The 25,731-nt window shown below is 61.6% G+C and carries 34 protein-coding genes and 3 pseudogenes; 15 read left to right on the plus strand and 22 right to left on the minus strand.

All coding sequences use genetic code 11. The features are described from left to right. Window positions 1–57: 57 nt before the first annotated feature. The 20 genes and pseudogenes from YS110_19380 to YS110_19475 all read right to left on the minus strand — a co-directional run bounded on the left by YS110_19380 (window position 58) and on the right by YS110_19475 (window position 12,265). Window positions 58–627 carry a peroxidase-related enzyme gene (locus YS110_19380; GenBank protein UJB67523.1) on the minus strand — a complete coding sequence of 190 codons (570 nt, stop codon included), beginning with the start codon at window positions 625–627 and terminating at the stop codon, window positions 58–60. 35 nt (window positions 628–662) lie between these two features. After that, the gene (locus tag YS110_19385; GenBank protein UJB66774.1) at window positions 663–1,652 is read right to left on the minus strand and encodes an oxidoreductase; all 990 of its coding nucleotides are present in this window, start codon (window positions 1,650–1,652) and stop codon (window positions 663–665) included. A 17-nt stretch (window positions 1,653–1,669) separates the two neighbouring features. Then, window positions 1,670–2,311 carry a TetR family transcriptional regulator C-terminal domain-containing protein gene (locus tag YS110_19390; protein ID UJB66775.1) on the minus strand — a complete coding sequence of 214 codons (642 nt, stop codon included), beginning with the start codon at window positions 2,309–2,311 and terminating at the stop codon, window positions 1,670–1,672. 106 nt (window positions 2,312–2,417) lie between these two features. Further along, on the minus strand, window positions 2,418–3,299 hold the full coding sequence (locus tag YS110_19395) for a prenyltransferase (protein ID UJB67524.1): 882 nt from the start codon (window positions 3,297–3,299) through the stop codon (window positions 2,418–2,420). Window positions 3,300–3,483: 184 nt separating this feature from the next. After that, window positions 3,484–4,101 (minus strand): uracil-DNA glycosylase family protein, encoded by a 618-nt coding sequence (locus YS110_19400; protein UJB66776.1) that lies wholly within the window; start codon window positions 4,099–4,101, stop codon window positions 3,484–3,486. Window positions 4,102–4,110: 9 nt separating this feature from the next. Then, window positions 4,111–4,500, minus strand: a complete 390-nt coding sequence (locus tag YS110_19405; GenBank protein UJB66777.1) for a DUF488 family protein — start codon at window positions 4,498–4,500, stop codon at window positions 4,111–4,113. A 91-nt stretch (window positions 4,501–4,591) separates the two neighbouring features. Further along, window positions 4,592–4,885, minus strand: a complete 294-nt coding sequence (locus YS110_19410; protein UJB66778.1) for a hypothetical protein — start codon at window positions 4,883–4,885, stop codon at window positions 4,592–4,594. A gap of 67 nt (window positions 4,886–4,952) precedes the next feature. Next, on the minus strand, window positions 4,953–5,726 hold the full coding sequence (locus YS110_19415) for an alpha/beta hydrolase (protein UJB66779.1): 774 nt from the start codon (window positions 5,724–5,726) through the stop codon (window positions 4,953–4,955). A gap of 573 nt (window positions 5,727–6,299) precedes the next feature. Further along, the gene (locus YS110_19420) at window positions 6,300–6,590 is read right to left on the minus strand and encodes a DUF1010 domain-containing protein (protein UJB66780.1); all 291 of its coding nucleotides are present in this window, start codon (window positions 6,588–6,590) and stop codon (window positions 6,300–6,302) included. Window positions 6,591–6,669: 79 nt separating this feature from the next. Continuing rightward, window positions 6,670–6,984 carry an HNH endonuclease gene (locus tag YS110_19425; protein UJB66781.1) on the minus strand — a complete coding sequence of 105 codons (315 nt, stop codon included), beginning with the start codon at window positions 6,982–6,984 and terminating at the stop codon, window positions 6,670–6,672. Window positions 6,985–7,106: 122 nt separating this feature from the next. After that, complete coding sequence (locus YS110_19430) at window positions 7,107–7,472, minus strand: hypothetical protein (GenBank protein UJB66782.1); 366 nt, start codon at window positions 7,470–7,472, stop codon at window positions 7,107–7,109. Next, complete coding sequence (locus tag YS110_19435) at window positions 7,469–7,654, minus strand: DUF4124 domain-containing protein (protein UJB66783.1); 186 nt, start codon at window positions 7,652–7,654, stop codon at window positions 7,469–7,471. The genes YS110_19430 and YS110_19435 overlap by 4 nt, the downstream gene beginning before the upstream one ends. A gap of 81 nt (window positions 7,655–7,735) precedes the next feature. After that, window positions 7,736–8,107 (minus strand): hypothetical protein, encoded by a 372-nt coding sequence (locus YS110_19440; GenBank protein UJB66784.1) that lies wholly within the window; start codon window positions 8,105–8,107, stop codon window positions 7,736–7,738. A 6-nt stretch (window positions 8,108–8,113) separates the two neighbouring features. After that, window positions 8,114–8,403, minus strand: a pseudogene (locus YS110_19445) (DUF1010 domain-containing protein). Window positions 8,404–8,582: 179 nt separating this feature from the next. Then, window positions 8,583–8,951 (minus strand): hypothetical protein, encoded by a 369-nt coding sequence (locus YS110_19450; GenBank protein ID UJB66785.1) that lies wholly within the window; start codon window positions 8,949–8,951, stop codon window positions 8,583–8,585. Window positions 8,952–9,000: 49 nt separating this feature from the next. Beyond that, window positions 9,001–9,249, minus strand: coding sequence for a DUF1010 domain-containing protein (locus tag YS110_19455; GenBank protein UJB66786.1), 249 nt, complete (start codon window positions 9,247–9,249; stop codon window positions 9,001–9,003). A gap of 373 nt (window positions 9,250–9,622) precedes the next feature. Beyond that, entirely contained in the window at window positions 9,623–9,967 is a 345-nt protein-coding gene (locus tag YS110_19460) for a hypothetical protein (protein ID UJB66787.1), read from the minus strand. A gap of 9 nt (window positions 9,968–9,976) precedes the next feature. Beyond that, window positions 9,977–10,274, minus strand: a pseudogene (locus tag YS110_19465) (DUF1010 domain-containing protein). 115 nt (window positions 10,275–10,389) lie between these two features. Beyond that, window positions 10,390–11,577 carry a hypothetical protein gene (locus YS110_19470; GenBank protein UJB66788.1) on the minus strand — a complete coding sequence of 396 codons (1,188 nt, stop codon included), beginning with the start codon at window positions 11,575–11,577 and terminating at the stop codon, window positions 10,390–10,392. Beyond that, window positions 11,540–12,265: a hypothetical protein gene (locus YS110_19475; protein ID UJB66789.1), complete on the minus strand. Its 726-nt coding sequence runs from the start codon at window positions 12,263–12,265 to the stop codon at window positions 11,540–11,542. The genes YS110_19470 and YS110_19475 overlap by 38 nt, the downstream gene beginning before the upstream one ends. A 145-nt stretch (window positions 12,266–12,410) precedes the next feature. Between YS110_19475 and YS110_19480 the strand changes: the two are divergent. The 9 genes and pseudogenes from YS110_19480 to YS110_19520 all read left to right on the plus strand — a co-directional run bounded on the left by YS110_19480 (window position 12,411) and on the right by YS110_19520 (window position 20,538). After that, window positions 12,411–13,158: pseudogene (locus YS110_19480) on the plus strand (phage integrase N-terminal SAM-like domain-containing protein). Further along, window positions 13,155–14,465: a replication-associated recombination protein A gene (locus YS110_19485; GenBank protein ID UJB66790.1), complete on the plus strand. Its 1,311-nt coding sequence runs from the start codon at window positions 13,155–13,157 to the stop codon at window positions 14,463–14,465. The pseudogene YS110_19480 and the gene YS110_19485 overlap by 4 nt, the downstream one beginning before the upstream one ends. Window positions 14,466–14,713: 248 nt before the next feature. Continuing rightward, complete coding sequence (locus YS110_19490) at window positions 14,714–15,643, plus strand: branched-chain amino acid ABC transporter permease (protein UJB66791.1); 930 nt, start codon at window positions 14,714–14,716, stop codon at window positions 15,641–15,643. Window positions 15,644–15,656: 13 nt separating this feature from the next. Continuing rightward, window positions 15,657–16,733, plus strand: coding sequence for an ABC transporter ATP-binding protein (locus YS110_19495; GenBank protein ID UJB66792.1), 1,077 nt, complete (start codon window positions 15,657–15,659; stop codon window positions 16,731–16,733). Between the two features lie 21 nt (window positions 16,734–16,754). Continuing rightward, entirely contained in the window at window positions 16,755–17,537 is a 783-nt protein-coding gene (locus YS110_19500) for an ABC transporter ATP-binding protein (protein UJB66793.1), read from the plus strand. Between the two features lie 12 nt (window positions 17,538–17,549). Beyond that, on the plus strand, window positions 17,550–18,278 hold the full coding sequence (locus YS110_19505; GenBank protein UJB66794.1) for an ABC transporter ATP-binding protein: 729 nt from the start codon (window positions 17,550–17,552) through the stop codon (window positions 18,276–18,278). A gap of 83 nt (window positions 18,279–18,361) precedes the next feature. After that, entirely contained in the window at window positions 18,362–18,724 is a 363-nt protein-coding gene (locus YS110_19510) for a DMT family protein (GenBank protein ID UJB66795.1), read from the plus strand. A gap of 127 nt (window positions 18,725–18,851) precedes the next feature. Next, complete coding sequence (locus YS110_19515) at window positions 18,852–19,499, plus strand: DUF47 domain-containing protein (GenBank protein UJB66796.1); 648 nt, start codon at window positions 18,852–18,854, stop codon at window positions 19,497–19,499. Between the two features lie 28 nt (window positions 19,500–19,527). Beyond that, entirely contained in the window at window positions 19,528–20,538 is a 1,011-nt protein-coding gene (locus tag YS110_19520) for an inorganic phosphate transporter (protein UJB66797.1), read from the plus strand. 55 nt (window positions 20,539–20,593) lie between these two features. On the opposite strand, the gene YS110_19525 is transcribed toward YS110_19520, so the two are convergent. Both YS110_19525 and YS110_19530 read right to left on the minus strand, forming a co-directional pair. Then, window positions 20,594–21,040, minus strand: coding sequence for a hypothetical protein (locus YS110_19525; GenBank protein ID UJB66798.1), 447 nt, complete (start codon window positions 21,038–21,040; stop codon window positions 20,594–20,596). Next, complete coding sequence (locus YS110_19530; GenBank protein ID UJB66799.1) at window positions 21,037–21,564, minus strand: N-acetyltransferase family protein; 528 nt, start codon at window positions 21,562–21,564, stop codon at window positions 21,037–21,039. The genes YS110_19525 and YS110_19530 overlap by 4 nt, the downstream gene beginning before the upstream one ends. Before the next feature lie 133 nt (window positions 21,565–21,697). Here YS110_19530 and rpsP point away from each other — a divergent pair, with 133 nt between their 5' ends. The 6 genes from rpsP (at window position 21,698) to YS110_19560 (ending at window position 25,662) form a co-directional block, all read left to right on the plus strand. Next, complete coding sequence (rpsP, locus tag YS110_19535; GenBank protein UJB66800.1) at window positions 21,698–21,949, plus strand: 30S ribosomal protein S16; 252 nt, start codon at window positions 21,698–21,700, stop codon at window positions 21,947–21,949. A gap of 78 nt (window positions 21,950–22,027) precedes the next feature. Next, entirely contained in the window at window positions 22,028–22,597 is a 570-nt protein-coding gene (rimM, locus tag YS110_19540) for a ribosome maturation factor RimM (protein ID UJB66801.1), read from the plus strand. A 14-nt stretch (window positions 22,598–22,611) separates the two neighbouring features. Beyond that, entirely contained in the window at window positions 22,612–23,379 is a 768-nt protein-coding gene (gene trmD, locus YS110_19545; protein ID UJB66802.1) for a tRNA (guanosine(37)-N1)-methyltransferase TrmD, read from the plus strand. A gap of 123 nt (window positions 23,380–23,502) precedes the next feature. Further along, complete coding sequence (gene rplS / locus YS110_19550; protein ID UJB66803.1) at window positions 23,503–23,886, plus strand: 50S ribosomal protein L19; 384 nt, start codon at window positions 23,503–23,505, stop codon at window positions 23,884–23,886. Window positions 23,887–23,955: 69 nt separating this feature from the next. Then, a complete protein-coding gene (locus tag YS110_19555; protein UJB66804.1) occupies window positions 23,956–24,651 on the plus strand; it encodes a CoA pyrophosphatase in 696 nt (231 codons plus the stop codon). Between the two features lie 48 nt (window positions 24,652–24,699). Then, window positions 24,700–25,662, plus strand: coding sequence for a CobD/CbiB family protein (locus YS110_19560; protein ID UJB66805.1), 963 nt, complete (start codon window positions 24,700–24,702; stop codon window positions 25,660–25,662). Window positions 25,663–25,731: the final 69 nt, after the last annotated feature.

Here is a 25,731-nt window from a genome sequence, read left to right on the forward strand (position 1 = left end):
CCCGCCCGGCGTGCATGGGCGGGCTGTCGCCTGCGCGCGCGCAGGCGGGGCGTGGCGTCAGCGGCCCATGCCGTAGAACTCGTCGTTGGGCCGCATGCTGGTGACGTTGGCCATGCGGTTGGAGAGGCCGAAGAACGCGGCGATGCCGGCGATGTCCCAGATGTCGTCCTGGTCGAAGCCGTGCTGGCGCAGGGCCTCGAAGTCCTGGTCGTCCACTTCCTGGGCGCGCGCCGAGACCTTCATGGCGAAGTCCAGCATGGCCTTCTGGCGCGGCGTGATGTCGGCCTTGCGGTAGTTCACCGCCACCTGGTCGGCAATGAGCGGGTTCTTGGCGCGGATGCGCAGGATCGCGCCGTGCGCCACCACGCAGTACTGGCACTGGTTGGCGTTGCTCGTGGCGACCACGATCATCTCGCGCTCGGCCTTGCTCAGGTTGCCTTTCTTGTCCATCAGCGCGTCGTGGTAGGCGAAGAAGGCGCGGAACTCGTCCGGGCGGTGCGCCAGCACCAGGAACACGTTGGGCACGAAGCCGGATTTCTCCTGCACGGCCAGGATGCGCGCGCGGATGTCGTCGGGCAGGTCCTTGATTTCGGGCACGGGAAAGCGGCTGATGGGGGCTGCGGTCATGGTGGTCATGGGTCTCTCCTTGGTTTGAAAATGGATCACACCCGCACTACGAGGCGGCCGCGCACCTGCCCGGCAAGCAGCTCGGGCGCGATGGCGATGGCGTCGTCCAGCGTGATGTCGTGCAGCAGCGTTTCCAGCACGGCGGTGTCCAGGTCGGCCGCCAGGCGCTGCCAGGCCTGCAGGCGGTCGGGCGTGGGCGCCATCACGCTGTCGATGCCCGCCAGCGTCACGCCGCGCAGGATGAAGGGCGCCACCGTGGCCGGAAAGCCCATGCCCGCCGCCAGCCCGCAGGCCGCCACCACGCCGCGGTAGCGCATGGCGGCGCACACGTTCGCCAGCACCTGGCCGCCCGCCACGTCCACGGCACCGGCCCAGCGCTCCTTTTCCAGCGGCCGGCCGGGCGGGGCGATTTCCGCGCGGTCGATGACGTGGCGCGCGCCCAGGCCGGTGAGGAAGCCGGCCTCCTGCACCCGCCCGGTGACGGCGGCCACCTCGTAGCCCGCCTTGGCCAGCAGCGCCACGGCCACGCTGCCCACGCCGCCCGCCGCGCCGGTTACCACCACGGGGCCCTTGTCCGGCGTCACGCCGTGGCGCTCCAGCGCCAGCACGCACAGCGCGGCGGTGTAGCCCGCCGTGCCGATGCCCATGGCCTGGCGCGCGGTGAAGGGCGCCTGCAGCGGAACCAGGAAGCGCCCCGGCACGCGGGCTAGTTCGGCCAGCCCGCCCCAGTGCCCTTCGCCCACGCCCCAGCCATTCAGCACCACGGCATCGCCGGGCTGCCAGGCCGGGTCGGTGCTGGACTCCACCGTGCCCGCGAAGTCGATGCCCGGCACCATGGGGAACTTGCGCACCACGGGCGAGCGGCCGGTGATGGCCAGCGCGTCCTTGTAGTTCAGCGTGGAGTAGGCGACGCGCACGGTCACTTCGCCCTCATTGGGAAGGGAGGGCAACGATGCCTCGTCCAGCATGCGCACGGCAGCGGTCTGCTGGCTGTCCTGTTTGTCGATGAGCAAGCCACGGAACATGGGGATCTCCTTGTCGTTTACCTGAGCAGTTGAAAGAAACCTTCGGCATAGACCTGCAGCGGCGCGGCGGAGCGCTGCAGCTTGGCGCGCAGCACCGCGCCCTCCCAGCCGATCCAGAAGAACTGCGCCAGCACCGCGCAGTCGTGCCGCGCCGCGATCTCGCCGGCCTGCTGCGCGGCGCGCAGGCAGGCGGCGGTGCGCGCCTGCCAGTCGAGCAGAACGTCCTCCAGCTGCGCGCGGAACGATTCGGGCAGCGTGCCCATTTCCTGCCCCAGGTTGCCGACCAGGCAGCCGCGCTGGAAGCCGTGGCGCTGCATGCCCGCCTGGGCGTCGGCGATGAAGCCGTGCAGCCGCTGCAGGGGCGGCGTCGCGGGGTCCAGGAACCAGCGGTCGAGCTTGCGCGCGAAGTAGCCGGCGTAGGCCGCGATCAGCGCCTGGCCAAAGGCTTCCTTGCTCTCGAAGTAGTGATAGAACGAGCCCTTGGGCACGGCCGCCTGGCGCAGGATTTCGTCGATGCCGACGGCCGAGTAGCCTTTCTCCGTCAGCACCGCCACGCCGGTGCGCACGAGCAATGCGCGCGTGTCCTCGCGCGGCGCGGCGGGGTTCTTGGGCGGGCGGCCCCGGCGGCGCGGCGCGTGCGGTGGAGCGGTGGATGGCATGGCGGAGGGTTGAAATTAGACTGAATGGTTTAATTATTCCATTAATTAGACCGACTGTCTATATTTCGGCGTGGCAACGCCACTGCGTGTTGTCCGGCCGGCGTGTTCAGTGCGCGCTCGCGGCCAGCCCCGCCGCCAGGGCCAGCGCGTGCACCAGGGGCGCCGCCACCGACAACGCGATGGCTGGGCGCAGGCGCTGCGGTTCGCTGGCATGGCGCAGCAGCAGCGCGGCCGCCGCCAGCGACAGCGGCGCCGAGGCCAGGCCCCACAGCGCGGCGGCGGGCGGAATCAGCAGCCACACCGCCAGCGCCAGCCAGCCGTGCGCCAGCAGCGCCAGCGCCAGGTACAACCAGGCGGCGCGGCGTGCGCCCAGGCGTACCACCAGGGTGTTTTTCCCCACCTGGGCATCGGCCGGGGCGTCGGGAAAGCCATTGATCAGCAGCAGATTGACCACCAGCAGCGCAAAGCTCGCCGCCGTGGCCGCCGGAATGATGAAGAACTGGCGCCGCTGCACGTAGTCCGCCCCCAGCACGATGAGCCACCAGGCCAGGCCCACGGCCAGCTCGCCCAGGCCGCGCGACATCAGTGCCAGTGGCGGCGCTGAATAGGCCCAGGCCAGGAACAGGCCCGCCATGCCAATCAGCAGCAGCCCGCCGCCGCTGTGCAGTGCCAGCAGCAGCCCGGCGGGCACCAGCACAAGCAGCAGCAGCGCGGCCCAGCGGCCGGTGTCGGCCTCGGACACCAGGCCCTGCTGGATCAGCCGCGAACCGCCAGAGAACGGGAACAGGCCCTGCTGGTTCGCTGCGTCGGCGCCGTTGCGCGCGTCGTGGTAGTCGTTCAGCACATTCGCGCCGGCATGCGCCACCACGGCCAGCACCAGGGTGGCAGCGGCCTTGGGCACATCAAAGCCGCAGCCGCAGGCCCAGGCGAACGCCATGCCGAGGAGGCAGGCAGCCGCCGTCAGCAGCAGGAAGCCGGGGCGCGTCATGCGCAGCAGCATGCGCCAGCCGGGCGCGGGCACAGGGGGGCGGGAGTCGGAAAGCATGGCGCTATCGTAGCCACGCGCCGTGGCAGGGCGCGGCAGCGGGCGCGCTGGCGCGCAGCGCATGTGCCTCACATGGCGCGCCTTTGTGCTTCTGTATTGATAGCTGCTTGCGCTTGATAGTTAAGCGCTAGAGGCCATTTTCGCTTGTATTTTCAGCCAGCACGGCGGCCACGCGGGTACGCACCTGGGGCAGCACCTCGGCCTCGAACCAGGGGTTGCGCTGCAGCCAGCCGTTGTTGCGCGGGCTGGGGTGGGGCAGGGCGATGGTGTGCGGCCCCGGGCCCGCCAACTGGCCCCGCCATTCGCGCACTGCGGCGGTGACGCCCTGGCGCGCATCTGGCAGGTGCCAGGCCAGTGCGTACTGCCCCAGCACCACCGTGAGGGCCCGCCGCGGCAGGTGCGTCAGCAGGGACGCGCGCCAGGCCGGCGCGCATTCAGGGCGCGGCGGCGCGTCGCCCGACGGTCCCCGGCCGGGGTAGCAAAGGCCCATGGGCAGGATGGCCACCTGCGCGGCATCGTAGAAGACCGTGCGCTCCAGGCCCAGCCAGGCGCGCAGGCGCTCGCCACTGGCGTCGTCGAACGGGATGCCGCTGGCGTGCACCTTTCGCCCCGGGGCTTGGCCGGCGATCAGGATGCGCGCGCTGGCCGCAGCCTGCAGCACCGGGCGCGGGCCTAGCGGCAGGTGGGGTGCGCACAGGGTGCAGGCGCGCACGCGGCGCAGCAGGGCGGGCAGCGCTTCGGGCATGGCGCGCTGCTATGCAGTGATCTGCGCGCCCGCCTCGGCCAGCAGCGCGCGCAGCACCGCGCGGTGGCAATGGCCTTCTTCCTCGCAGTAGCAGCCCACGGAAAAGTTCGTCTGCCGCGACAACTGCGCCAGCAGCGCGATGCTGTGGCGGTTCTCGGGCGTGCCCATCTCGGCGCGGTAGCGGCGCTCGAAAGCGGCCCACTCCTGCGGCGTGGCAGCCGCCTGGGCCATCTTCACCGTGTCGTTGCTCGGGGCCAGGTTGGGGTACCAGACGTCGTACCAATCCTGCGCCGCGAACTGCTCCTTGGGCACGCCGCGCGGCGGGCGGCGCACGGTGCCAATGCGCGTGCCCTCGTCAGGTGCGCGCGGGGTGCCGAGGCGGACGATGCGAAGGGGCATGGCAGGCAGGGTTGAAGCGGGGAGGCCGCCATTTTGCCGGCGATGGGATCAGCCGCTGGCCAATAGGGAACGGCTGGGGCGCAAGGCCGGGTTAAGGCGCATAAGAGGAGTGGCTGTAGACGGCGATCAGTGCAAAAAAGACAACCGCCAGGCCAAGCCAGATGAGATTTCTCACCCCTGAGCGTGACGCCAAAATTCCCATGAGGAAAAAGGCGGCCGCGATGAAAAGCCACCCCTGCACGACGGCTCCCAGGCCCGAAGAGGTGGAAATGCCGAGCTTTCCCCCCGTGGTGAGCTGGTGTTCCGTGATGCCCATCCAACCGACGCTCGCGCAAATGGCTGCCAAGGCACAGAATGCGATAACGATAAAGAGGGGCGGCTTCATGTTCTCTGGCGTTCAAATTCACGGTTGGCTGAGCGCCGCGGGTGGACAGTGGGCGTAGCCCCCGCTGCTACGGGGTTGGGTTTTTTACCCATGTTGCCATGCTTTTTACAGTGGCCTCTTCAATGCCAATGAACCCGTGGTAATGCAGTGCCTCGCAGGGGTCGCCTGTCGGATTCTCGCCCCCGGAAACCATGAGCAATTTTTTGACAGGCGTGTTTTTGAGGCCTTTCATGATGCTCGGTACTTCGTGCGGTGCGCAAATGACGCAACCGTCTTTTTCATGGTGCACCACCAGGACGGGGATTTGAATTTTTTCGATATCTTGCGTGGGAATCGCACCCGCTTTCTTGTAGCTGACCACGCTCGCAGTGAGAACGATGCCGCCAAGGAGTTCGTTGCCGAAATCGATGGCTGCTGCAGTCGCTGAAACAGTTCCTCGGCTTGTTCCTACAAGCCAAACGGGTAATCCCGTATCGGCTTTCAAATATTCAACTACCCTCTTGATATCCTGGAGATGCTCGGGGCTGAGGCGGTCGGCGTATTCAACGTAGCCGGTCTTCTTGTCCGACGGCAAGCCAAGTACGGCAACATTCAGCCCGTTTTCGGTGAAATGATTTCGGCTACGGACTAAGAAGTTCTCGCTGGATGGCTGTCCATTCACTATTTTCCCCATGCCTCCTTTTCCTCCGGAGAGGAGCAAAACGGTTGCGCTGGCGCCATTGTTTTTAATGTAGAAGATCGGCGTTTTGACCTCCGGGCGGGTGTCAAGTCTGAGCAATTCTTCAGATGCCAGAGTCGGAAGGGCGATGAGTGTGGCTAAAAGGAAAAATAGAAAGCGCATGATGGATAGGGGCTGGTGAATCAAGCCGAGATATGCGGCAGATGGAAGCCATCTGCTTGAGAGCAAGGTTGCTAGCCAAGTCCACAAACCAGCGGTCCATAGCCAACAGCATAGCTGGTAATACAAGCCGGGGCTAGTGCGACTGCAAAGTTAAAATTAACCGATGCCAAGCCAAAGAAAAATACTAATTTGGAAAAATGGCGATGGCACGAAACGGATTGCTATCGAGCGCGGATTAATCTGCGCCCTTGGCAAGTACCTAGGTAGGCGGGTCGGCTTGAGCGCAGAGTTAGAGTGCATTGTTTTTCCCCTTGATGTTGCGCACGAGCATGCCAACAGTAACTGTAATAAGTAGGCAGATAACTGAGGACGTAATGACTGCGACAAGAAAGAACGGATCAAGGTAGCCAGCGTACAGGTAAGCAGCGACTTGAAACAGAACTACTGCTGTGGCAGTAGCCAGCACCGTGGCAAGCAAAAAGGAACGCAGCAACAGGTGCCACCCTAGCGCAGAAGCGACTGCGATAGACGACAAAACAAGCCAGCCAACAGTTGCCTCTGACATAGATGGCTCTAACGGGCGAGGTAAGCCGACCGCCGAAGGCGGGTCGGCTTGACCGAAATGTTAGAGTCAGAAGCCAAAACAGATAACCTGAATTTGGCGACGGGCGCGAACTGCGAAAAAGCACAGCGCCACCGAGGCTGCACAGCACTACCAAAACAATAGCTGCTTGCGCTTGCTACACAAGGGCCGGAGGCCAAAAATACTGGAAACCTGCGCAGCCCATGCAGGCGAAGCCCGGAGAAACGGCAAACCCAGCGCTGAACAACGCTTGAGAAACTGAATGCCGTTTGAAAAAGCATGGACGAAATAAATTGGTTTTCAGTGGTGCTAACACCCTGAGTTCAGCCGCCGCCGTAGGCGGTCGGTTGCGACAAATAGTTATGCGCCTGGCCTTAGCTCATTCAATAGCGGCTGGTACCAGTCTTGACGCTCCTTGATTTTTCCAAGAACGTAGCTTTTTCTCTCTGCGTATGTTTTTAATGCACCAGAACGCGATAGCATTGAATTGCAACTTGGACATGAAAGAACAAGATTTTCCAAGTCATCACTCCCTCCCTCGGAAACTGCAACAACATGATCTACGGTCGCGGAGTGAAATCTAGAAAATGAATCCAATAAGTCATCTCCACAGTATTGGCAATATCCGTTATCTCTTTTAAACGCTTCTTCCCATGTTCCGACATCAACTCGCATATGAAGCTCCTGTTAAACCGCCCAATGGCATAACGCCCTGAGTTCAGCCGCCGCCGTAGGCGGTCGGCTGCGACGAAATGTTAGGACGCAGTGGCGACTTAATATGGGGGCAGTCAAGAGACTCAATGACATTCCATGTGCCCACCAGGGAAAACGGTACATGGACGCCCTGTTTGGTTGTTGATAACTGTTCTTGGATGGCTTGGCGTGTTTTGATTATTAATAATTACACGAGTGGGTTCTGGCATATTTAACATTGACCGCAATTTTAAACATTCTGCGCCCTCTCGACGGTTCTTGTTAGTGATGGTGTTTTTCTCCATATCACAGCGTCGTGTTTGTTCTGATACAGAAACATCATAACGAATGCCAGCTTGGGGTGTCTGGCTTTGTACAGGTTGTGGTTGAGCATATTGCTGGTTAATTTGCCGCTCGCGCTGCAAGGCTTGTTGCTGCAATTTTCGATTTTCTGCCTCAAGTGCTTTCAAGCGTTCTTGATAGATTTGTTCGGGATCTTTTTTTCTTGAATTAAACCACCAGTAGAGCCTGCTTGACAGGGGAGATCAGAAAATACTGTACGCCCATTGACGCTGCATTTGTATACTTGTGCGTACCCCGTTGACATTGAAAGCACAAAAAATATAAAAGACAGGAATTGTCGGTTTTTCATGATATTTGCCACCCTAACGGGCGAGGTAAGCCGACCGCAGAATGCGGGTCGGCTGGAGCGCCGGGTTAGAAGATGTAGTTTTTATTTTTTTAAACTATCGAGGAGCATAGAAAGTTGTGCAGACAATGCAACCATTGTGCGGTCATGTTCCTCTGGTGATAAATTGCTTGGGTTCTGAGCATGCAATGTTATTGCCTCCAAAAGGGAAGATGCGGCATTGATCTTCGCAAGAGTGGTTTTTCCTTCAATAACTTGAGGAACTGCATCAATAATGTTTGTGGCTGAACTCATTATTTTGCTTTGCCAGCCTTGAATTGCCTCATTGACCTGCTCTAGTAGCTTTTCGGCCTTGTCGGCATCCTTCTTTGCCGAAGATGCGAACCAGATGGTGATTCCAACGCTACCGATTGGAATTGCCCAATCTTTGAAAATTTGAATGATTGATAATTCCATGTGTTTCTAACGGGCGAGGTAAGCCGACCGCAGAATGCGGGTCGGCTTGACCGAAATGTTACAGCCAGAAGCCAAAACCGATAACTTGGATTTGGCGACGGGCACGAACTGCGAAAAAGCACTGCGCCACCGAAGCGGCGCAGCACTACGAAAACAATAGCTGCTTGCGCTTGCTACGCAAGGGCTGGAGGCCAAAAAGACTGAAAATGACAAAACGCCAGCAGGCGAAGCCCGGAAAAACGGCAAACCCAGCGCTGAACAACGCTTGAGAAATTAAATGCCGTTTGAATAAGCATGGGCGAAATAAATGGTTTTCTGTGGTGCTAACAGTCAAAGTAAGCGGCTGGCCGGAGGCCAGTCCGCTTGACTGCAAAGTTAGACCCGAAAAAATGGAAAATTTGTACAGAAAATCCTTGAGAAGGACTGGGTCGTTGTAAATGGTCGGATGCGTGAATGAGGTAATAAGACAATGAGTTCATGATTTACTTCTCTTCTTTGCCACGATCATTATTCCTTCCGTATGGCTGTATCCCCAGCTTGTAGGGTAAGTTCCAGATTTGTCAACATCAATTCCACAATGGCCTGATATGGCTGGTGTGATGCTTAAAACATCAAAACCTTCAGAGTCAAGTTCATTGAGTGCTATTTCAGTTTCTCTGGAAAGTCTCTCGCCATCAATTAAATCATCCCTATAATCGGTGGTTTCGATCCACATTTTCTTTTTGGCATAAACAAGCTTTTCTCCTCCAAGAAGATTTCTCTTTACCTCTCCAGTTGGCTCATCTTTTTCGGCCCAATAGCCGAACTTTTGAAAATGTGCTTTTATCCAAATGGTTTTAAACAATGGTGGCTCCACTTATTGGGGAATATAATTTAGAGATTTTTGCAGTTTTCTAACGGACAAGATAAGCCGCCCGCAGTATGCGGGTCGGCTTGAGCGCCGGGTTAGACCCAAAGCGCAAAAACGAAAGTGACCGCAAAGGCCACGAACTACGAAAACCAGAGCTGCCTACGCTTGCTGCGCAAGGGCTAGAGGCCAAAAAGGCTTGAAACTGGCACAGCCTACGCAGGCGAAGCCCGAGCGAACGCCAAACACCCAGCGGATAAACGTTTGCGAAGGTAAATGGCGCTTGAATATTCATGGGCTGAAATGAGCAGGAATAAAAGGCAGGCTAACGGACTAGGTAAGCCTCCCGCAGTATGCGGGTCGGCTTGAGCGCCGGGTTAGACCCAAAACGCAAAAACGAAAGTGACCGCACAGGCCACAGACTACGAAAACCAGAGCTGCCTACGCTTGCTGCGCAAGGGCTACAGGCCAAAAAGGCTTGAAACTGGCGCAGCCCACGCAGGCGAAGCCCGAGCGAACGCCAAACACCCAGCGGATAAAAGTTTGCGAAGGTAAATGGCGCTTGAATATTCATGGGCTGAAATGAGTAGGAATAAAAAGCAGGCTAACGTTGGACGTAACCGGATGGCGAAAAGCGTAGCTTTTTGACAGTCCGGTTGACGGACTTGTTATGCATTTACCTGCACCTGCGTTGAGATGCCATGCTTTTGGGTAATGCTGCTCTGTGTGGCTGTATCTAGAAACTCACAATTACAGGGGTTGGTGATTTTTACTGCGTTTTGCCCCTTAGATTGAAGCCAACCTGCCACCCATTTGAATGCATTTTCAAACGCATCTGCAGCCGTTGTGTATGAGGCTCCAATTGGGACTAGAGATGAATAGAGGGTATGGAACTGAGGATCGTAGACGATTATTTCGCTGCTAAAGGGACTACCAGGTTGCGGCTGGATAATATGGATAGTGTGCTGAGCACCCTTGTCTGTTGAAACAATTACTTCTTGAATTGGAATCACAAAATCTCCTTATGCATAACGGGCGAGGTAAGCCGACCGCCGTAGGCGGGTCGGCTTGACCGAAATGTTAGAGCCAGAAGCCAAAACGGGAAACTCCCATTTGACGACGGGCGCGAACCGCGAAAAAGCGCAGCGCCACCGAGGCGGCGCAGCGCTTGCAAAACGATAGCTTCTTGCGCTTGCTACGCAAGGGCTTGAGGCCCAAAACACTGAAAAATGACAAAACGCCAGCAGGCGAAGCCCGGAAAAAACGGCAAACCAAGCGCTGAACAACGCTTGAGAAATTGAATGCCGTTTGAGTAAACATGGGCGAAATAAATTGGTTTTCTGTAGTGCTAACGCCCTGAGTTCAGCCGACGCCGTAGGCGGTCGGCTGCGACGAAAAGTTAGACCGGCTGAAAAAAGAGGGTATTTGTGCTCTGTTATTTAACCGGATGAATAACTGAAGGTAGATGCTCCAGATCGTTAATGTTTACGCTGATGGGCGGAAGCCATTTTATTTTCAATTGACGCTCACCATCTTTGGGGCCGCTCCAAAAACCGTGCCAGTGTGCTCGCCTGACATGTGGTTTTGGACTGGAATGACGACCTTCAATTGAATCATGAGTAACGTCTTCTGATTTGTCCAGTGCTGCGCGAATGGCTGCACCAATTCGTGTTCCAATTTCCCATGTTGTTACTTGGTTTGAGGGGAATGTACGGATTCCTTTCTTGGTTTTTGTTGGTGGAGTGTTGAATGGGCGATCTGTATTTTTGTATTCTGCATTAACACTGCAGAGGTATAGTAACAACGAAAGAATTGGGCGCAATACACTAGATTGAGACTCTAAAATGTAGTCCCTATTTTTTCGAACTTCTTCAACCTGTTTTCTAAGTGATTCAGGGGTTCCATGACTATCGTAGTCGATTGCACGATTAATTGACTCCTGCAGAGACCATTGCCCCAATTTTATAAAGCTAAATTTTCCTTGGTTTAGAGAGTCTGAGTCGAATAGAAAATGTATCTCAGGTGTTTTTGAATGGACATTGAATTCAAGATGAGCAAAGCATCCCTTTATTTCATGCGTATCTAGTGTGCATCCTGGCGTTTCGATATATAAACACCATTGAGGAAGTTGTAGTAATAGTTCGCTTGGGATGTCGCCATCCAAAGGAGTTTTAACTAGCGAATCATATAAACTTGAGTCAAATCTATAAACCCCCTGTCCTATTCTCCATTTTGATAACGCAGACAACATCAATCCATTTTCAATCTGTTGATTAATAGTAAGATCGTAATGATAGCCGTTGATGATGTGAACATAGGTGGAATTCGGCATAAAGCACCAGTCCGGCCAATTAAAATCATCTTGACCCTTCTGCGAGCGTAGCGAATCTACAGACGACCAAACACCTGGATAGTTCTTTGAGAAATTATCAAGAAATAATTTAGCACGGTGCGTTTGTAAATTGTTTTTTTGTTCCATCTTTGTGGTCTGCTGTTTCAATAAAGTGGCGCTAATGATTAATGAGGCTAACGTACTGAGTTCAGCCGCCGCCGTAGGCGGTCGGCTGCGACGAACAGTTAGATTTCTATAACTTTGGAGAGTTGTTTCTGCTGCCTTGCTCACGCTGTTGTTTTTGTATTTCTGCAGCTTTTAGGTTAATTAATTTTATTTCCGAATTGATCATTGCGTAATTATTTAGTGCAACCTCTAGGCCGCTCGCGAGCCCTATGAATTTACGATCTTCGCCTTGACGCCACTGATAGCCAAGTTCGATGCCGCAACGGTCGTCAGTTTGACGAAGAAGAGCACTGCCAATTACAACCCCCATGCAGGGTTCAGTTTTTGTCCGTTTCATATTTTTATCGAAAACAATGTATGAAGCCGGAGGGGTGCCAAATTTGGAAGTGAATGTTGGGGCGCCGTATTTCTTTTCAAAAGCCGCTTGAAGATTATCGAAAGCAGTCCATGTCTCTGGCTTGTAGCGAGCACCTATTTTTTCTTGCCTTGAAATTGAGAATATTTTTCCGCTAAGAGGTAAAAAACCCAATGAAATCCAACTTGTTTCCGATTCATTATTTGTATAACTATACTTAATTTTAGCCAAAGATTTTGGTATTCCCGGAGACTCTCTATAAAATTCTGTGGAATCAATGCTTGCGTTTGGAAGTTGGGATTTTAATGTTGCTTCAGCTTGTTCTTTTGTCATTCCAAGTTTTATTCCGAGAATGTCAAAATTTTCGGCGTTCTGTGCTAATGCACCAAATGTCGTATTCAGGAGGATGGTTGCGACAAGCAATTTGGAGAATTTCATACGTTCCTCAATTAAATCAATTTAACTAGATTTAGACAACCGCATGCTACTGACCCGGCGCGGCCTAAGTCAAGCGCGCAGCACAAAATCTCCTAAGCCAACCCCATGGCGGCGGTAATTTAGGCCGCCTAAAATTCCACGGATGATGGATGCGCCCTCAACCCCACCTGTTCTCGCCGCGTTGCAGCCGCCCAAGTTGCTGGATTCGTTGCGCCAGCGCATTCGGGTGCTGCACTATTCCATTCGCACCGAGCAGGCTTGCGTGGATTGGGCACGCCGTTTCATTCTGTTCCATGGCAAGCGCCATCCACGCGAGATGGGGGCGCCGGAGGTCACGGCCTTTCTCACCCATCTGGCTGTGGCGCGCAATGTGTCCGCCTCCACGCAGAACCAGGCCAAGGCCGCCATTCTGTTTCTCTACAAAGAGGTATTGCAGCAAGACTTGCCGTGGCTGGATGAGGTTGTTTCGGCCAAGAAGGCGCGCCGCCTGCCGGTGGTGCTGACGCAGCGCGAGGTGCGCGAACTGCTGCTGCACTTGCAGGGCACGCAGTGGCTGGTGGCTTCGCTGCTGTACGGTACGGGCATGCGCATTCTTGAGGCGTTACGCTTGCGCGTGAAGGATGTGGAGTTCGAGCGGCGTGAGCTGGTCGTGCGCGAGGGCAAGGGCAACAAGGACCGGGTGACAGTGCTGCCCGAGAACCTGCTGGCGCCGCTGCGCGAGCAACTGGAGCGGGCTCGCGTGCTGCAAGCGGGTTACGACATCCGTATCGTGCAGGAATTGCTGGGCCACAAGGATGTGAGAGCGTGAACACGTTCTGAATACCACCATGATCTACCCCCATGTTCTGAACAAGGGCGGGCGCGGCGTGCCGAGCCCGCTCGATGCGCTATGAGTCAAGCTTCCCCGTTTTCCCACCAGCCCCTGGCCGAGCGCCTGCGCCCGCGCACCCTGGGCGAGGTAATTGGCCAGCAGCATGTGCTGGGGCCTGGCATGCCGCTGCGGCTGGCGTTCGAGTCGGGGCGGCCGCACAGCTGCATCCTGTGGGGCCCGCCGGGTGTGGGCAAGACCACCATTGCGCGGCTGATGGCCGAGGCGTTCGATGCGCAGTTCATCAGCATCAGCGCGGTGCTGGGCGGCGTGAAGGACATCCGCGACGCCGTGCAGCAGGCCGAGCGCGCGCGCGATGGCCTGGTGCCGCAGCGCACCATCGTCTTTGTGGATGAGGTGCACCGCTTCAACAAGAGCCAGCAGGATGCGTTTCTGCCGCACGTCGAGAGCGGGCTGTTTACCTTCGTCGGCGCCACCACCGAGAACCCTTCGTTCGAGGTCAACTCGGCGCTGCTGTCGCGTGCCACGGTCTACGTGCTGCAACCGCTCGCGGCCGATGATTTGAAGCAAATAGTGGCTAAAGCCCAGGCCCTGCAAGCGCTACCAGCTATCGAAAGCGAAGCGCTGGAGCGCCTCATCGCCTATGCCGACGGTGATGCGCGGCGCCTGCTGAACACGCTGGAGACGCTTGCCGTCACCGCCGAGCAGGCGAAGGTGGAAACCATCACCGATGCCTGGCTGCTGCAGGTGCTGGGCGAGCGCATGCGCCGTTATGACAAAGGCGGTGAGCAGTTTTACGACACCATCAGCGCGCTGCACAAGTCGGTGCGCGGCTCCGACCCCGACGCTGCGCTGTATTGGCTGGTGCGCATGCTCGACGGCGGCGCCGATCCGCGCTACATGGCCCGGCGCATCGTGCGCATGGCGTGGGAAGACATCGGCCTGGCCGACCCGCGCGCGCTGCAGATCGCCAATGAGGCGGCGCAGACCTACGAGCGCCTGGGCAGCCCCGAGGGCGAGCTGGCGCTGGCGCAGGCGGTCATCTACCTGGCGGTGGCGCCCAAGAGCAACGCGGGCTACATGGCCTACAAGCAGGCGCGCACCTTCGTGCAGCAGGACGGCACCCGCCCGGTGCCCATGCACCTGCGCAATGCACCAACCCGGCTCATGAAGGAGCTGGACTACGGCAAGGGCTACCGCTACGCGCATGACGAGGAGGGGGGCTTCGCCGCCGGGGAGAGCTACCTGCCAGAGGGCATGGCGCCGCCGGGCTTCTACCGGCCGGTGGACCGGGGTCTGGAGATCAAGATCGCGCAGAAGCTCGATGAGTTGCGTGCGCGCAACGCGGCAGCGCGGCCGGGTGGAGAATAAGTTCGCGTCAGTAAACGAAATGTCTATTAGCAGTGCTGATGTTTCTGGTGCACTGCTGATGTGGTGCAAATCCCCGGGAAAACCCCGCCCATGCGGATAGGGGCGGGTTTGGCGCACTGGCTAGAATTTGTTGCAAACCCGCGCAGAGAAGCCTGGCGGGTTTTTTGCTACACACGGCTGGGGGCGCACAAGATGCCAACGACGCAGGTGTTGGCAAGGCGCGCACGTCACGAACGAAGGACTTTTTTATGGACATTCTGCTGCAACAGATCATCAACGGTCTGGTCCTCGGCAGCATGTACGCCTTGATAGCCTTGGGCTATACCATGGTGTACGGCATCATCCAACTCATCAACTTCGCCCACGGGGAAGTGCTCATGATCGGGGCACTGACCAGTTGGAGCTGCATCGGCATGATGCAGGAGGCCATGCCTGGCGCACCAGGTTGGGTCATCTTGCTGCTGGCCACGCTCATCGCCTGTGTGGTGGCGGCCGCGCTGAATTTCTCGATTGAGAAGATTGCCTACAAGCGGCTGCGCAGCAGCCCGCGCCTGGCCCCGCTGATCACGGCCATTGGCATGTCGCTGCTGCTGCAGACGCTGGCCATGATCATCTGGAAGCCCAATTACAAGCCCTATCCCACCCTGCTGCCCACCACGCCGTTTGAAATTGGCGGCGCGGTCATCACGTCCACGCAGGTGCTGATCCTGGCCGTCACGGCGGTGGCGCTGGGGGCCATGGTGTACCTGGTGAACTACACTCGCCTGGGCCGCGCCATGCGCGCCACGGCAGAGAACCCGCGCGTGGCCGCGCTCATGGGCGTCAAGCCCGACATGGTGATCTCGGCCACCTTCATCATCGGTGCCGTGCTGGCGGCCATCGCCGGCATCATGTGGGCGTCCAACTACGGCACGGTGCAGCACACCATGGGTTTCCTGCCGGGCCTCAAGGCCTTCACGGCGGCCGTGTTTGGCGGCATTGGCAACCTGGCGGGCGCCGTCGTCGGCGGCCTTCTGCTGGGGCTGATTGAGTCCATCGGCTCGGGCTACATCGGTGACCTCACGGGTGGCGTGCTGGGCAGCCACTACACCGACATCTTCGCTTTCATCGTGCTCATCATCATCCTCACGCTGCGTCCCTCGGGCCTGCTGGGCGAGCGCGTGGCCGACCGCGCCTGAGGAGCCAACGACCATGAAAAACAACAAGATCCAATGGATTCTGGGCGCCGTGGCGCTGCTGGTGCTGCCGCTGGTGCTGCAGTACTTCGGCAACGCCTGGGTGCGCATTGCCGACCTGGCGCTGCTCTATGTGATGCTGGCCTTAGGCCTGAACATCGTGGTGGGCTACGCTGGCCTGCTCGACCTGGGCTACGTGGCGTTCTATGCCGTCGGTGCCTACATGTTTGGCCTGCTGGCCTCGCCGCACCTGACGGAGAACTTCGCCTGGTTCGCCGCCAATTTCCCGGACGGGCTGCACATGTCGCTGTGGATGGTGATTCCCGTGGCACTGGTGCTGGCGGCGTGCACCGGGGTGCTGCTGGGTATCCCGGTGCTCAAGCTGCGCGGTGACTACCTGGCCATCGTCACGCTGGGCTTCGGCGAGATCATCCGTATCTTCATGAACAACCTGGACCACCCGGTCAACATCACCAACGGCCCCAAGGGCCTGGGGCAGATCGACTCGGTCACGGTATTCGGCCTGAACCTGGCCAAGCGGCAGGAGATCTTCGGCTTCGACATTTCGTCGGTCACGCTGTATTACTACCTGTTCCTTGTGTTGGTGGTGTTCACCATCATCGTCTGCTACCGCCTGCAGGACTCGCGCATTGGCCGCGCCTGGATGGCCATCCGCGAGGACGAGATCGCCGCCAAGGCCATGGGCATCAACACGCGCAACATGAAGCTGCTGGCCTTCGGCATGGGCGCGTCGTTCGGCGGCGTGGCCGGGGCCATGTTCGGCGCTTTCCAGGGCTTCGTCTCGCCCGAGTCGTTCAGCCTGATGGAGTCGATCATGATCGTGGCCATGGTGGTGCTGGGGGGCATCGGTCATATTCCGGGAGTGATCCTGGGTGCGGTGCTGCTGTCGGCGCTGCCCGAGGTGCTGCGCTACGTGGCGGGCCCGCTGCAGCAGATGACCGATGGGCGCCTGGACGCCGCCATCCTGCGCCAGCTGCTGATTGCGCTGGCCATGATCGTCGTGATGCTGCTGCGCCCGCGTGGTCTGTGGCCTGCGCCCGAACATGGCAAGAGCCTGGAACAGAAGTCCTGACCCCACCACCGAGAGCAAGAAATGGCAGATACATCGAAAGAAGTGGTGCTCAAGGTCGCGGGCATCTCCAAGCGCTTTGGCGGCCTGCAGGCGCTGTCGGACGTGGGCATGACCATCCGGCGCGGCCAGGTCTACGGCCTGATCGGCCCGAACGGCGCGGGCAAGACGACGTTCTTCAACGTCATCACTGGCCTGTACACCCCCGACACCGGCAGCTTCGAGCTGGCCGGCCAGCCCTACGCGCCGCACGCCGTGCACCTGGTGGCCAAGGCGGGCATCGCGCGCACGTTCCAGAACATCCGCCTCTTCGCCGACATGACGGCGCTGGAGAACGTGATGGTGGGGCGGCACATCCGCACGCATTCCGGCCTGCTGGGCGCCATCTTCCGCACCAAGGGCTTCAAGGCGGAGGAGGCAGCGATCGCCAAGCGTGCGCAGGAGCTGCTCGACTACGTGGGCATCGGCAAGTACGCCGACTTCAAGGCGCGCACGCTGTCCTACGGCGACCAGCGCCGCCTGGAGATCGCGCGCGCCCTGGCGACCGACCCGCAGCTCATCGCGCTGGACGAACCAGCCGCCGGCATGAACGCCACCGAGAAGGTGATGCTGCGCGAGCTGATCGACCGCATCCGCAAGGACAACCGCACCATCCTCATCATCGAGCACGACGTGAAGCTGATGATGGGCCTGTGCGACCGCGTGACGGTGCTCGACTACGGCAAGCAGATTGCCGAGGGCACCCCTGCCGAAGTGCAGAAGAACGAAAAAGTGATCGAGGCCTACCTGGGCACCGGCGGGCACTGAAGGACCGAAAAAATGGCCGAGAAATCCGACAAAGTTCTATTGCAGGTCAAGGGCCTGAAGGTGGCCTACGGCGGCATCCAGGCCGTCAAGGGCGTGGACATGGAAGTGCGCGAGGGCGAGCTGGTCACCTTGATCGGCTCCAACGGCGCCGGCAAGACCACGACCATGAAGGCCGTCACCGCCACGCTGCTCGCCAACGACGGCGACATCGAGTACCTGGGCCGCAGCATCAAGGGGCGCGGCGCCTGGGACCTGGTCAAGGAAGGGCTGGTGATGGTGCCCGAGGGGCGCGGCGTGTTCGCGCGCATGACCATCACCGAGAACCTGCTCATGGGCGCCTACACGCGCAGCGACAACGCCGGCATCCAGGCCGACATCGAGAAGATGTTCACCATCTTCCCGCGCCTGCGCGAGCGCAAGGACCAGCTCGCCGGCACCATGTCGGGCGGCGAGCAGCAGATGCTGGCCATGGGCCGCGCGCTGATGAGCCAGCCCAAGGTGCTGCTGCTCGACGAGCCCTCCATGGGCCTGTCGCCCATCATGGTGGACAAGATCTTCGAGGTGGTGCGCGACGTGTACGCGCTGGGCGTGACCATCGTGCTGGTGGAGCAGAACGCCAGCCGGGCCCTGGCCATCGCCGACCGCGGCTACGTGATGGAGTCGGGCGTCATCACCATGACCGGGCCGGGCCAGGAGCTGCTGAGCGATCCGCGCGTGCGTGCGGCGTACCTGGGCGAATGATGCGCATGCTTCTGAATTGATAGCTGCTTGCGCATGGTGGTATTGGGCTGGGTGCCGTTCTGGCGCCTAGAATACTGGTTGCCATGACCTTTCTGCAATCCCTGCCCATCTCCGTCCAGACGGTCTTCTTGTTGCTCTTGAGCAACATTTTCATGACCTTCGCCTGGTACGGCCACCTGCGCAACCTCGCCACCGCGCCCTGGTACGTGGCGGCGCTGGTGAGCTGGGGCATCGCCCTGTTCGAGTACCTGCTGCAGGTGCCGGCCAACCGCATCGGGTTCACGCAGTTCAACGTGGGGCAGCTGAAGATCCTGCAGGAGGTCATTACCCTCGCGGTTTTCGTGCCTTTCTCGGTGTTCTACCTGGGGCAGCCGCTCAAGTGGGACTACCTCTGGGCCGGGCTGTGCATGGTGGGGGCGGTGTATTTCATTTTCCGCGGCGCCTGACGGCCGCCCGCATGGGGGGCGCGGCTGCCCGGTTAAACTCGCAGGCTTGGCGCATTTGTCATACGAATGACACAAATTGCGCAGGTCTTCCCTACCCCCTTCCGACCACCCCCAATCAGGAACCCTCATGCTGTTTGGCAAGCTGTTGCCGCGCGAAGGCAATTTTTTCGAGATGTTCAACCAGCATGCCGACCGCATCGTCGATGCGGCGCAGGCGTTCTCCCTGCTGGTGGCCAACTACGGCGACCTGCATCTGCGTGAGAAGTACAACCAGGCCGTGGACAGCGCCGAAGGCGCCGCCGACCGCGTGACGCACGAGGTCAACCGCCTGCTGCACAAGACCTTCATCACGCCCATCGACCGCGAGCAGATCCATTCGCTCATCAACACCATGGACGACGTGGCCGACCTGTTCCAGGACTCGGCCGAGGCCATGGCGCTGTACGACATCCGCGCCATGACCGAGGAGATCACGCGCCTCACCGACCTGTGCGTGCGTGCCAGCGAGCGCCTGCGCGACGCCGTCAAGCTGCTCGACAAGATTGCCGACCCGGCCGTGGCCGAAGCCGCGCTCAAGACCTGCGAGGAGATCGACCGCCTCGAAGGCGATGCCGACCGCGTGCTGCGCAGCGCCATGAGCAAGCTGTTCCGCGAGGAAACCGACGTGCGCGAACTCATCAAGCTCAAGGCCATTTACGAGCTGCTGGAGACCATCACCGACAAGTGCGAGGACGTGGCCAACCTCATCGAGGGCGTGATCCTCGAAAACTCCTGACGCCCCGCGCGCAAAGGTTCCTCTCACCATGGAAACGGTACAAACCGCGCTGTGGGTCGTGGTCGTGCTGGTGGCGCTGGCCATCGTGTTCGACTTCATGAACGGCTTCCACGACGCCGCCAACTCCATCGCCACCGTGGTCTCCACGGGCGTGCTGCGGCCCACGCAGGCCGTGCTGTTCGCGGCCTTCTTCAACTTCGTTGCCATCTTCATCTTCCACCTCAGCGTGGCCGCCACCATCGGCAAGGGCATCGTCCAGCCCGGGGTGGTCGATACGCACGTGGTGTTCGGCGCGCTGGTCGGCGCCATCACCTGGAACGTCATCACCTGGTACTACGGCATCCCGAGCAGTTCCTCGCACGCGCTCATCGGCGGCATCGTCGGCGCCGTCATCGCCAAGTCGGGCGCCAGCGCCCTGGTGGCGGGTGGCATCCTCAAGACCGTGGCCTTCATCTTCGTGTCGCCGCTGCTCGGCTTCGTGCTGGGCTCGGCCATGATGGTGATCGTGGCCTGGATCTTCCGCCGCACCCGCCCGAACAAGGTGGACAAGTGGTTCCGGCGCTTGCAACTGCTCTCGGCCGGCGCCTACAGCCTGGGCCACGGTGGCAACGACGCGCAGAAGACCATCGGCATCATCTGGCTGCTGCTCATCGCCACCGGCTACGCCTCGGCCAGCGACGCCTCGCCGCCCGCCTGGACCATCATCGCCTGCTATGCGGCCATCGGCCTGGGCACCATGTTCGGCGGCTGGCGCATCGTCAAGACCATGGGCCAGAAGATCACCAAGCTCAAGCCCGTGGGCGGGTTCTGCGCCGAAACCGGCGGCGCCATGACGCTGTTCCTGGCCACCATGCTGGGCATTCCCGTGTCCACCACCCACACCATCACCGGCGCCATCGTCGGCGTGGGCTCCACGCAACGCGCCAGCGCCGTGCGCTGGGGCGTGGCGGGCAACATCGTCTGGGCCTGGATCCTGACCATTCCGGCCAGCGCTTTCGTCGCGGCGATTGCCTACTGGGTCAGCCTGCAGCTGTACTGATTGCTGCGGTTTTCATAGCTTCCAGCGCTTGCCTGGCAAGCGCTGGAGCCTGATTTCATTGTGAAATCTTGCGCGCTTCCTCGATCTGGTACTCGAAGTAGTGCTGGAAGCTGAACGCCAGGCTCGCCATCAGCATGCCCGCGCCGACCATCAGCGACAGCGCGATGCCGATCACGGTGAGCCAGCGCGTGGCACCCGCCGCCTCGGCCGCCGGGTGCCGCGGGTTGAAACGCGCGTTCCAGCGCGTGGGCGGCGTCAGCCCGTAGAGGATGGCGCGCAGCGCGCAGCCCGCCACCGTGAAGCCCAGCAGCGGCACCAGCAGCCAGCTCAGCCGGTCGTCCTGCCCCAGCGCCTGCACGCGCGCGATGCCGTACAGCCCCAGCCCCGTGGCCAGGGGCAGCAGCCAGCCGAGCAGGTCGCGCGGGCCGTGCAGGTAGAAGCGGTGCAGGCCCAGCGGCCCGCCGAGGAAGGCCAGCCAGGTGGCCAGGGTCTTGTTCTTCATGGCGCCTCGGGCGCGCTGGCGTCGCCTTCGCCCAGGGGTTTTTCCATCAGCACCACGTCCAGCCAGGTGCCGAACTTCCAGCCCACCGAGCGCAGCGTGCCCGCGTGGGTGAAGCCGCTGGCGCGGTGCAGGCCGATGGAGCCGGCGTTGGCCGAATCGCCCACCACCGCCAGCATCTTGCGCACGCCGGCGGCCTGCGCCGCCTCGCACAGCGCGGCGAGCAGCAGGCGGCCGAGCCCCTGGCCGCGCGCCGAATCGAGGATGTACACCGAGTCCTCGGCCGAGTAGCGGTAGGCCGGGCGCGGCTTGAACCAGTTGCAGTAGGCGAAGCCGAGTACCTGCCCGTCGTGCTCGGCCACGAGGTAGGGCAGGCCCTTGCCCAGCACGTCGGCGCGGCGCGCGGCCATGTCGGCGGCGCTGGGCGGCTCGGTCTCGAAGGTGCCCGTGCCGTGCAGCACATGGTGGGCGTAGATGGTGGTGATGGCTGCGACGTCTGTGTCGCGGCTGGCGCGGATGTGTGGCATCGAAAAAACGAACTGGCTATAATCGGCGGCTTTGCTGCGTGTCGCTGGCCGGGTGGCCAAGTCGCGTGTCTCAAACGCCGCAAGATATGGAACGGCAGTAGGTGCTGCATGTTCTCCACCCGAAGGATAAATCATGGTCGTCATTCGACTCTCCCGCGGCGGCGCCAAGGCCCGTCCGTTCTACAACATCGTCGTCGCCGACAAGCGCGTGCGCCGTGACGGCCGCTTCATCGAGCGCCTGGGTTTCTACAACCCCCTGGCCAAGGATGGCGAGGAAGGCCTGCGCATCGCCCAGGACCGCCTGGCCTACTGGCTCGGCGTGGGCGCCCAAGCGTCCGACACCGTTGAGCGCCTGGCCAAGCAAGCTGCCAAGAAGGCCGCCTGATTCGCTTTTCAGGCCCTCCCGGGGCGGGTGCCGTCGGTGGATACTGGCGGCCCCGCCTTTTTGTTTTTGCGTAGCGCCATGTCCTCCTTTCCTCCACTCGAACCGGCCGAACTCCCCGCTGACGCGGTGGAGGTGGGCCGCATTGCCGACGCCTGGGGCGTCAAGGGCTGGTTCAAGGTGCTGGCGCACAGCGCCAGCCCCGAGGCCCTGTTCGCCGCGCCCCAGTGGTATTTGCAGCCGTCCGAGAAGGGCGCCAGGATCTTCAGCGGCACCGTGCTGCTGGTGCCGCGCCAGACGCGCACGCACTCCGACGCCATCGTCGCCAGCGCCCAGGGGGTGGAGGACCGCAACGCCGCCGAAGCGCTGCGCGGCGCGCGCATCTTCGTCTCGCGCGCCTACTTCCCGCAGACGGAGGAGGATGAGTACTACTGGGTCGATCTGATCGGCCTGGACGTGCGCAACCGCGAGGGCGTGGCCCTGGGCCGTGTGCGCGAGTTGCTGTCCACGGGGCCGCAGACCGTGCTGGTGCTGGCCTACGAAGAGGATGGCAAGGCGCGCGAGCGCATGATTCCCTTCGTGTCGGCCTTCGTCGACAAGGTCGAGCTGGCCGAGCGGCGCATCACGGTCGACTGGCAGCCCGACTATTGACGCGGCGCGCGCCGATGCGCTTCGACCTCATCACCCTGTTTCCCGAGCTGTTCGCGCCGTTCCTGGCCAGCGGCGTGACGCGCCGTGCCTACGCCAGCGGCCAGGTGGTGGTGCGCCTGTGGAACCCGCGCGACTTCGCCGAGGGCAACTACCGCCGTGTCGATGACCGGCCTTTCGGCGGCGGCCCCGGCATGGTGATGCTGGCCGAGCCGCTGGCGCGCTGCCTGGCCGTCATCCGCGCCGACCGGGCCGAGGCGCCGGACGTGCAGGCGCCGCTGGTGCTGTTCTCGCCGATTGGCGAGCGCCTGGACCATGCAGGCGTGGCGCAGTGGGCGCAGGGCCCGGGCGCCATCCTGCTGTGCGGGCGCTACGAAGGGGTGGACCAGCGCTTCATCGACGCCGAGGTGCAGCGGCAGATCAGCCTGGGCGACTTCGTGCTCTCCGGGGGCGAGATCCCGGCGATGGCGCTGCTCGACGCCGTGACGCGCCTGCAGCCCGGCGTGCTGCACGATGCGGGCAGCCACCAGTTCGACAGCTTCAATCCGCAGCTCGACGGGCTGCTCGACTGCCCGCACTACACCCGCCCCGAGGTCTGGCGCGGACAGGCCGTGCCGCCGGCGCTGCTGTCGGGCCACCACGCCGAGATCGAGCGCTGGCGCCGCGCGCAGAGCCTGCAGGCCACGGCCAGCCACCGGCCCGACCTGATCGCCGCGGCGCGCACGCAGGGGCGGCTGACGCGCCAGGACGAGGCTGTTTTGGCCAACATGCCCGGCAAGCTATAATCAAAGGCTTTTCGATCCTCTGGCCGGCCGCTGCAAGGCGCACCCGAAGGTGCGCGCGCAGCCACACACCGTCAATCCCGACGCATGCCAATCCTGGCGCGGACAAGATCGTTGGATGCAACCATGAACCTGATCCAGACCCTCGAGCAGGAAGAAATCGCCCGCTTGAACAAGGAAATCCCTGAATTCGCGCCCGGCGACACCGTCATCGTGAGCGTGAACGTGGTGGAAGGCAGCCGCAAGCGCGTGCAGGCCTACGAAGGCGTGGTGATCGCCAAGCGCAACCGTGGCCTGAACAGCGGCTTCACCGTGCGCAAGATCTCCAGCGGCGAAGGCGTGGAGCGCACGTTCCAGACCTACAGCCCGCTGATCGCCAAGATCGAAGTCAAACGCCGTGGCGACGTGCGCCGCGCCAAGCTGTACTACCTGCGCGAGCGCAGCGGCAAGTCGGCCCGCATCAAGGAAAAGCTGCCGGCCCGCAAGGCCGCACCCGTGGCTGCCGCATAAGCGCCGCGCCTGCAGTCTTCCTGCCCAGCCGCTACAGTGCCCCTGTAGCGGCTTTTTTATTGTCTGAGCGTGACCCAGCCTGCCCCCGTCTTCACCCCCTTGCCCGCGTTCGACCCGCGCAGCGTGCCCGTGGCGCGCGTCGATGCCGACCTGCCCGCCGTGCCGCCGCAGGCCCAGACGCCCGCGGCGCTGCGCCAGCGCTTCGCCGCGCCGCCCGCCTGGCAGCCCGAGGTGGTGCTGGAAAAGAAATTCATGCAGCGCGAACCCGCGCAGGCCTCGGTGCTGGTGCCCATCGTGCTGCGCGCCCAGCCCATGGTGCTGCTGACCGAGCGCACGGCGCACCTGTCCACGCACTCCGGGCAGATCGCCTTCCCGGGCGGGCGCGCCGACCCCGAAGACACCAGCCCCGCCGCCACGGCGCTGCGCGAGGCGCAGGAGGAGGTCGGGCTCGACCCCGGCTGCGTCGAGGTGCTCGGGCCGCTGTCCACCTACGTCACGGGTTCGTCCTTCATCATCACCCCCATCGTCGGCCTGGTGCGGCCCGACGCCGTGCTGCGGGCCAACCCGCACGAAGTGGCCGACGTGTTCGAGGTGCCGCTGGCCTTCCTGCTCGACCCGGCGCACCACCGCCACCATGTGGTGGAGTGGGGCGGCGTGCGGCGCGAATGGTTCTCCATGCCCTACCAGGACGGCGACAAGAACCGCTTCATCTGGGGCGCCACGGCGGGCATGCTGCGTAATTTCTACCGTTTCATGCGCGCCTGAACGGGCGCCTGGCGGGCCGCGCGGGCGGCGCCAGTATGATGGGCGCCCATGAGTTTCTTCGCCATCCTGTTCGCTCTGCTGATCGAGCAGGCGCGCCCCCTGTCCCGCACCAATCCCATTCACGCCGGCGTGCGTGCGTGGGCCTTTTCGGTGCGCCGCAATTTCGACGCGGGCCACCAGCACCACGGCTGGGTGGCCTGGGGCCTGACGGTGGTGCTGCCCGCGCTGGTGGCGCTGGGCATCCACTGGCTGCTGCTGTGGGGCGTGGGCTGGCCCCTGGCGGTGCTGTGGAACGTGGCGGTGCTCTACATGACGCTGGGCTTTCGCCAGTTCAGCCACCACTTCACGCGCATCCGCGACGCCCTGGAGTCGGCCGACGAAGACGCCGCGCGCGCCGCGCTGGCGCACTGGCAGCAGGTCGAGGTGGGGCAACTGCCGCGCAGCGAGATCGTGCGCCACGTGATCGAGTACTCGGTCATCGCCGCGCACCGCCATGTGTTTGGTGTGCTGGCCTGGTTTTCCATCCTGGCGGCACTGGGCCTGGGGCCCACGGGGGCGGTGCTCTACCGCCTGGCCGAGTTTGCCGCGCGCTACTACGACGAGGACAAGGGCGACAAAGGCAGCACCGCCCTGCAGCAGTCGGCGGCCCGGGCCTGGACGGCCATCGACTGGCTGCCCGCGCGGCTGACGGCGCTCAGTTTTGCCGTGGTCGGCAATTTCGAGGAGGCCATCGAGGGCTGGCGCTTCCATGCCCAGAACTTCCCCAACGACAACGACGGCGTGCTGCTCGCCGCCACCTCGGGCGCCATCAACGTGCGTCTGGGCGGCGAGGCCCTGCGCCCGCGCGCCGAGGCCGATGGCGCCGCCGCCAGCGAGGGCGACAGCGGCATCACCCCCGGGCGCGAGCCCGAAGTCGGCCACCTGCGCAGCGTGGTCGGCCTGGTCTGGCGCTCGGTGGTGGTGTGGATGCTGCTGCTGGCGCTGCTCACGCTGGCGCGCCTGCTCGGCTGAACCTTTCATCTTTTTGAGCCAAATCGGGCTCCAGCCCTTGCAAGGCAAGCGCTGGAAGCTATGAAATCA

Source organism: Acidovorax sp. YS12, from assembly GCA_021496925.1.
In the GTDB taxonomy this organism is placed as follows: Bacteria; Pseudomonadota; Gammaproteobacteria; order Burkholderiales; family Burkholderiaceae_C; genus Paenacidovorax.

Excerpts from the sequence above, each read along its gene's own strand:
- YS110_19420 (UJB66780.1), bottom strand. The coding sequence starts at position 6,590 with ATGCTTTTTCAAACGGCATTCAGTTTCTCAAGCGTTGTTCAGCGCTGG.
- YS110_19475 (UJB66789.1), bottom strand. The coding sequence starts at position 12,265 with ATGAAATTCTCCAAATTGCTTGTCGCAACCATCCTCCTGAATACGACA.
- YS110_19485 (UJB66790.1), top strand. The coding sequence starts at position 13,155 with ATGAGTCAAGCTTCCCCGTTTTCCCACCAGCCCCTGGCCGAGCGCCTG.
- YS110_19410 (UJB66778.1), bottom strand. The coding sequence starts at position 4,885 with ATGAAGCCGCCCCTCTTTATCGTTATCGCATTCTGTGCCTTGGCAGCC.
- YS110_19405 (UJB66777.1), bottom strand. The coding sequence starts at position 4,500 with ATGCCCCTTCGCATCGTCCGCCTCGGCACCCCGCGCGCACCTGACGAG.
- YS110_19520 (UJB66797.1), top strand. The coding sequence starts at position 19,528 with ATGGAAACGGTACAAACCGCGCTGTGGGTCGTGGTCGTGCTGGTGGCG.
- YS110_19515 (UJB66796.1), top strand. The coding sequence starts at position 18,852 with ATGCTGTTTGGCAAGCTGTTGCCGCGCGAAGGCAATTTTTTCGAGATG.
- YS110_19560 (UJB66805.1), top strand. The coding sequence starts at position 24,700 with ATGAGTTTCTTCGCCATCCTGTTCGCTCTGCTGATCGAGCAGGCGCGC.
- YS110_19390 (UJB66775.1), bottom strand. The coding sequence starts at position 2,311 with ATGCCATCCACCGCTCCACCGCACGCGCCGCGCCGCCGGGGCCGCCCG.
- YS110_19500 (UJB66793.1), top strand. The coding sequence starts at position 16,755 with ATGGCAGATACATCGAAAGAAGTGGTGCTCAAGGTCGCGGGCATCTCC.
- YS110_19400 (UJB66776.1), bottom strand. The coding sequence starts at position 4,101 with ATGCCCGAAGCGCTGCCCGCCCTGCTGCGCCGCGTGCGCGCCTGCACC.
- rplS (UJB66803.1), top strand. The coding sequence starts at position 23,503 with ATGAACCTGATCCAGACCCTCGAGCAGGAAGAAATCGCCCGCTTGAAC.
- YS110_19440 (UJB66784.1), bottom strand. The coding sequence starts at position 8,107 with ATGGAATTATCAATCATTCAAATTTTCAAAGATTGGGCAATTCCAATC.
- rimM (UJB66801.1), top strand. The coding sequence starts at position 22,028 with ATGTCCTCCTTTCCTCCACTCGAACCGGCCGAACTCCCCGCTGACGCG.
- YS110_19490 (UJB66791.1), top strand. The coding sequence starts at position 14,714 with ATGGACATTCTGCTGCAACAGATCATCAACGGTCTGGTCCTCGGCAGC.
- YS110_19495 (UJB66792.1), top strand. The coding sequence starts at position 15,657 with ATGAAAAACAACAAGATCCAATGGATTCTGGGCGCCGTGGCGCTGCTG.
- YS110_19380 (UJB67523.1), bottom strand. The coding sequence starts at position 627 with ATGACCGCAGCCCCCATCAGCCGCTTTCCCGTGCCCGAAATCAAGGAC.
- YS110_19395 (UJB67524.1), bottom strand. The coding sequence starts at position 3,299 with ATGACGCGCCCCGGCTTCCTGCTGCTGACGGCGGCTGCCTGCCTCCTC.
- YS110_19530 (UJB66799.1), bottom strand. The coding sequence starts at position 21,564 with ATGCCACACATCCGCGCCAGCCGCGACACAGACGTCGCAGCCATCACC.
- YS110_19455 (UJB66786.1), bottom strand. The coding sequence starts at position 9,249 with ATGAATATTCAAGCGCCATTTACCTTCGCAAACGTTTATCCGCTGGGT.
- YS110_19435 (UJB66783.1), bottom strand. The coding sequence starts at position 7,654 with ATGAAAAACCGACAATTCCTGTCTTTTATATTTTTTGTGCTTTCAATG.
- YS110_19505 (UJB66794.1), top strand. The coding sequence starts at position 17,550 with ATGGCCGAGAAATCCGACAAAGTTCTATTGCAGGTCAAGGGCCTGAAG.
- YS110_19385 (UJB66774.1), bottom strand. The coding sequence starts at position 1,652 with ATGTTCCGTGGCTTGCTCATCGACAAACAGGACAGCCAGCAGACCGCT.
- YS110_19415 (UJB66779.1), bottom strand. The coding sequence starts at position 5,726 with ATGCGCTTTCTATTTTTCCTTTTAGCCACACTCATCGCCCTTCCGACT.
- trmD (UJB66802.1), top strand. The coding sequence starts at position 22,612 with ATGCGCTTCGACCTCATCACCCTGTTTCCCGAGCTGTTCGCGCCGTTC.
- YS110_19525 (UJB66798.1), bottom strand. The coding sequence starts at position 21,040 with ATGAAGAACAAGACCCTGGCCACCTGGCTGGCCTTCCTCGGCGGGCCG.
- YS110_19425 (UJB66781.1), bottom strand. The coding sequence starts at position 6,984 with ATGCGAGTTGATGTCGGAACATGGGAAGAAGCGTTTAAAAGAGATAAC.
- YS110_19510 (UJB66795.1), top strand. The coding sequence starts at position 18,362 with ATGACCTTTCTGCAATCCCTGCCCATCTCCGTCCAGACGGTCTTCTTG.
- rpsP (UJB66800.1), top strand. The coding sequence starts at position 21,698 with ATGGTCGTCATTCGACTCTCCCGCGGCGGCGCCAAGGCCCGTCCGTTC.